The sequence below is a fragment of the Streptomyces sp. SID14436 genome (assembly GCF_010548465.1).
Taxonomy (GTDB): Bacteria; Actinomycetota; Actinomycetes; order Streptomycetales; family Streptomycetaceae; genus Streptomyces.
On sequence record NZ_JAAGMD010000733.1, the window covers coordinates 1 to 4323 of the forward strand.

A 4323-nucleotide genomic window follows, 5' to 3' on the forward strand; every position below is an offset into this window, starting at 1 on the left:
CGTAGCCGCCGGGGCGGCCGGCCGGGGCCGGGCCGGCGCCGGGGGCGCCCGGAGCCTGGCTGGCGGAGGAGGCGAGGGTGCGGCTGCGTACCCGGTACAGGCCGGTGTCGAGGTCGTCGGCCTTCTCCAGGTGGACCTTGATCGGGCCCATGAAGGTGTAGCGCTGCTGCTTGGCGTAGTCCCGCACCATGCCGGCCAGCTCGTCGCCGAGCTGGCCCGAGTACGGGCTGAGCCGCTCGAAGTCCGGGGTGCTCAGTTCGACGATGAAGTCGTTGGGGACGACGGTCCGGTCGCGGTTCCAGATGGTGGCGTTGTTGTCGCACTCCCGCTGGAGCGCTCCCGCGATCTCCACGGGCTGCACCTCGGACTTGAACACCTTGGCAAAGGTGCCGTTGACCAGACCTTCGAGACGCTGCTCGAACTTCTTCAGGACTCCCATGGGGCACCTCCTCCGTCGCTGCCGTCCTGTGTACTGCCCCGTGCACCGTGCCGTGCACCGCTTACCTGGTACTGCTTACTGATCGTATCCACGCGCCGCCCGATCGGCTGGTTCCCCCTGATCCGCCCCGTCGACGGGTGTCGACGCCTGACGAAGTTCCCTCCGGGACTCCCCTTCGAACTCCTCCGCCCTGCCCGTCGCCCTCGCGCGCGCCGTTTCTGCCATGGATCGTAGAGGGGGCCGAAGACCAGTGTCCCGCACCCGGCTGTGGACTCCGCCCTGCTCCTGGGTGGACGGGACGGACCGGTACGAGGTTGATACGTGAAGCAGTCCTGGCCGGTACGTAGCGGCCCCGGGCGGCCCTCCCGCGGCGTCCCGCGGGGCCGTGCGGGGGCCGTCGGCGCGATGGCGCTGCTCAGCGCGGGCTGCGGTCCGGGGGCGGCGGAAAGGGATGTGAATCCACCCCGGCCAGCGTGCTAATGTTCTCGTGTCGGAAGGCGCCGCACCCCTACGGGGAAGGGCCCGAGGACACACCCAATGCGCGGGTGGCGGAATAGGCAGACGCGCTGGATTCAGGTTCCAGTGCCCGCAAGGGCGTGGGGGTTCAACTCCCCCCTCGCGCACCACGAGAAACCGTTGAAACGGGTCTCGGCCGGAGACGGAAGTCCCGGCCGGGGCCCGTTTCGCGTTGCCCGGAGGGCCCGGGACGCCGTGGCGCGCGTGAGCAATGTCACGGGCGGCGCGAGCGCCGTCGCACGGGCGGATCCGCCCGCCGGGCCGGGCCGCGCGCCCCGGCCGACGGCCTGCTGCCGGTGCCGACGGGGGTGCCCGGCCGGACCGGCTAGCCTCCCGGAATGGCTATCGACCTGAGTGATCCCGGTCCGGAATTCCTCGCGTTCTGGCGGGAGCGGTTGTTCCCCACCCTCACCACCCTGCGGCCCGACGGCAGCCCCCATGTCGTCCCCGTCGGGGTGACGTACGACCCGGAGCACCGGCTCGCCCGGATCATCACCCGGCGCACGAGCCGGAAGGCGGCCCATGTCGGGGCGGCGCAGCCGGACGGCGCGCGGGTCGCGGTGTGCCAGGTGGACGTGGGCCGCTGGGCGACCCTGGAGGGGGTGGCGCGGCTGCGCACCGAGCCGGAGGCGATCGCCGAGGCGGTCGAGCGGTACGCGGAGCGCTACGGCCGCATGCCGAGCCCCAACCCCGAGCGCGTCGCCATCGAGATCACGGTGACGCGCGCGATGGGCCGCGTCTGACGCGGGTGTGCTGTGGATGAGCGGTGTATCCGGCCCCGCGCGGTGTGGGGATCACCACAAAGGGCGGAGCGGAGGGGCCGTGTCTCCCGCCAACGCCCTGATCATGGTGGCGAGTTCCGCCCGCGGCACCTCCAGGTCCGCCGCCCGGAGCGGCTCGGACAGCTGCGCCTCCAAGCTCGTGCAGGGTGCGCCCGGCCACGGTCAGGCGGGTCCGCGGCGCGGTCGGTGAGGACGACCTGTCTGCGGCGCCCGCCGGCGGGGCGCGGGCGGCGCTCGACGTGGCCGCGTTTCTCCAGGTCGTCGACGATCTGTCCGGCGGCCTGCTCGGTGACCCCCAGCTTCTCGGCCGGCTCGCTGCTGGTCGCGCCATCACCGCGCAGCGCCTGGAAGACCAGGCCGTGCACGGGACGCAGGTCGGCGTACCCGGCGGCGTCCGGACGGCTCATGAACAGCGCACCCCCGCGGGCGTGATGTACAGCCTGGTGGCGCCCGGTCAGGGCGGCGCCGAACTCAGCACCTGGCGGGTGGAGCTCGGCGCGGACGCGGCGACGCCGGTGCAGGTCATAGTCCGGGAGCAGGTGTGGATGCCAGTCTCGGGCTCGTTCGAGGTCGCGGTGGACGGCAGGAGCGAGCGGGCCGGCGTGGACCGGGCCTGGTTCTGCCCGCCGGATCGGTGCGGCGGCTGACGGCCGTCGGCGGGCCGGCGCAGGCGCTGGTCGCCATGGCCGCCGGAGGCCGTGCCGTGCTGCCGTACGGACAGGAGCGGATCCCGCTGCCCCGGGGCCGAATGACGCCCGCGCCCGGCGCCGGCGGGCGACGTGGCTCCCGCTGCCCTCAGAACCAGCCGCGCTCGCGGGCCAGCAGGGCAGCCTGGAAGCGGTTGGTGGCGTGCAGGCGGGTCATCAGGCTGGCCACGTGCTTGCGGTATGTCCGCACCGAGATGCCCAGGTCCCGGGCGCCGCTCTCGTCCTTGTCGGCGCTGTAGAGGGTCTTGAGGATCCTGCGCTCGATCTCGGTGGGCGGCTCGTCGTCCGGGGTGGGCAGTTCCTGGGCCATGGCCCACATCCGGTCGAAGAGGGTGACCAGGGTGGCCACCAGGCCGGGCTCGCGCGTGAGCAGGGCGCCCTTAGCGGTGTCCGACGGGTCGAGCGGGGTGAGGGCCGCCGACCGGTCGCAGATGATCATCCGCTCCAGCGGGGCGTGGGAGATGCGCACCTCCGCGCCTTTGGCGGCCAGCTCGCGCAGATAGGACAGGGTGTTCGCGTCGTCCAGGGCGGGGGCGGCCATCAGGGTGCGCATCCGCACGCCGCGCCGCAGGATGCGCAGGTCGATCGGGCGGGAGAAGTCCGCCGACTCGGGACTGATGATGCCCGTCGGGTTCGTGGTGAGGCTCTCGGTGCGGGCGAAGAAGGTGAGCTCGTCGATGACGGCCCGGACGGCTTCGAGGCCCTCGATCTGCTGGACGGTCGGAGCCTCCTCCGGCGGGCGCGGCGCCGGGGCGGTCTCGCGCTCCTGCTGGAGCGACTCCACGATGCCGTTGCTGCGCGCGGTCAGCTCCAGTTCCGCCTGGAGGGCGTCCAGGCGGTGGTCGATCAGATGCTCCACGGCCCTGGCCGGGGCCACCGGGCGCAGGGCGCCGGCGTGGGTACGGGTGGCCAGACCGAGCTCGACCAGCCGGTCCGCGGTCTCGGTGTGGGTCTCGGCGGCGACCTGGTCGGGATCGTCGCCCACGCCCTGGCGCAGCAGCCGGCGGTAGAGCGCTTCCTCATCTCTGGCGACGCCCAAGAAGTCCAGACGTGGTTGCGCCACGGTTCCCCCCTGTGTGCACGACCTGTGCCGATCTTTCCTCAAGAGATACCCCGGGTCACACCGGTGGCGCCATGCGTCGAACGGCGCGGATGTGCTCGCGGGGGCGGTTCGTGCAGCAAACGGCACGTGCAATACGCAGCAAGTTGCACGCGAACGGCCTCGTTCGAGGGGGGTCCGAACGGCAGAGTTGTGCTCGCCAGGAGGAAACACCGCAAGAGAACGAACCACTCGATACTGGGGGAAATCGTGAAGCGCTCTGTTGCTGGGACGACGACCGGTCTCGTTCGCGTCGGCGTCCGTGCCGCCGCCACTCTGCTGGCCGGGGGACTGCTGACGCTGGCGGGCCAGGGGATCGCCCAGGCCGCCGAGTACGGCCCCGCCTCCGCACCGGCGGGCACCCACGCCACGGCCACCGGAGTCGGCTCGGACAGCCTGACGGAGGTGGCCGCGGGGGCGGCCGCGGATCTGGCGAAGAGCGTGACCGACGGACTGCTGAACCACGACTGGGGCGTCCCCCCGGCCAAGCCCCTCCAGGGCAACCACGACTGGGGCGTCCCGCAGCCCACAGTGCCGGACAACCACGACTGGGGCGTCCCGCAGCCGATGGTCCCGGACAGCCACGACTGGGGCGTCCCGCAGCCCACAGTGCCGGACAACCACGACTGGGGTGTCCCGCCCGTCGCGCCGAGCCCCGGCCGCTGACCGTCCTGCGCCTGCCCGGCGCACGGCCGTAGAGCCCCGCCCACCGGGCGCCGGCCCTCACGGCCCGCAGCCGGGCGAGAGGTACGCGACACAGCGCGGCCCTGCCGGGACCGG

At 72.9% G+C, this 4323-nt stretch carries 5 protein-coding genes, 1 tRNA gene and 1 pseudogene; 4 read left to right on the forward strand and 3 right to left on the reverse strand.

The features are described 5' to 3' along the window. A partial coding sequence (locus G3I53_RS26625; protein ID WP_164438852.1) for a DUF3662 domain-containing protein occupies positions 1–439 on the reverse strand: 439 nt, incomplete at its 3' end. Between the two features lie 539 nt (positions 440–978). On the opposite strand from G3I53_RS26625, the gene G3I53_RS26630 reads away from it, so the two are divergent. Together G3I53_RS26630 and G3I53_RS26635 are read left to right on the forward strand one after the other, a co-directional pair. After that, positions 979–1065 (forward strand) — tRNA-Leu (locus tag G3I53_RS26630). A gap of 228 nt (positions 1066–1293) precedes the next feature. After that, the gene (locus G3I53_RS26635; protein WP_164334112.1) at positions 1294–1698 is read left to right on the forward strand and encodes a TIGR03618 family F420-dependent PPOX class oxidoreductase; all 405 of its coding nucleotides are present in this window, start codon (positions 1294–1296) and stop codon (positions 1696–1698) included. Between the two features lie 51 nt (positions 1699–1749). Here G3I53_RS26635 and G3I53_RS26640 read toward each other — a convergent pair. Continuing rightward, positions 1750–2144: pseudogene (locus tag G3I53_RS26640) on the reverse strand (MarR family transcriptional regulator). A gap of 21 nt (positions 2145–2165) precedes the next feature. Between G3I53_RS26640 and G3I53_RS26645 the strand changes: the two are divergent. Further along, positions 2166–2384, forward strand: a complete 219-nt coding sequence (locus tag G3I53_RS26645) for a hypothetical protein (protein ID WP_239064137.1) — start codon at positions 2166–2168, stop codon at positions 2382–2384. A 148-nt stretch (positions 2385–2532) separates the two neighbouring features. Here G3I53_RS26645 and G3I53_RS26650 read toward each other — a convergent pair whose 3' ends face one another. After that, positions 2533–3507: a helix-turn-helix transcriptional regulator gene (locus tag G3I53_RS26650; RefSeq protein ID WP_164334113.1), complete on the reverse strand. Its 975-nt coding sequence runs from the start codon at positions 3505–3507 to the stop codon at positions 2533–2535. 246 nt (positions 3508–3753) lie between these two features. Between G3I53_RS26650 and G3I53_RS26655 the strand changes: the two genes are divergently transcribed. Beyond that, the gene (locus G3I53_RS26655) at positions 3754–4209 is read left to right on the forward strand and encodes a hypothetical protein (RefSeq protein ID WP_164334114.1); all 456 of its coding nucleotides are present in this window, start codon (positions 3754–3756) and stop codon (positions 4207–4209) included. Positions 4210–4323 lie beyond the last annotated feature (114 nt).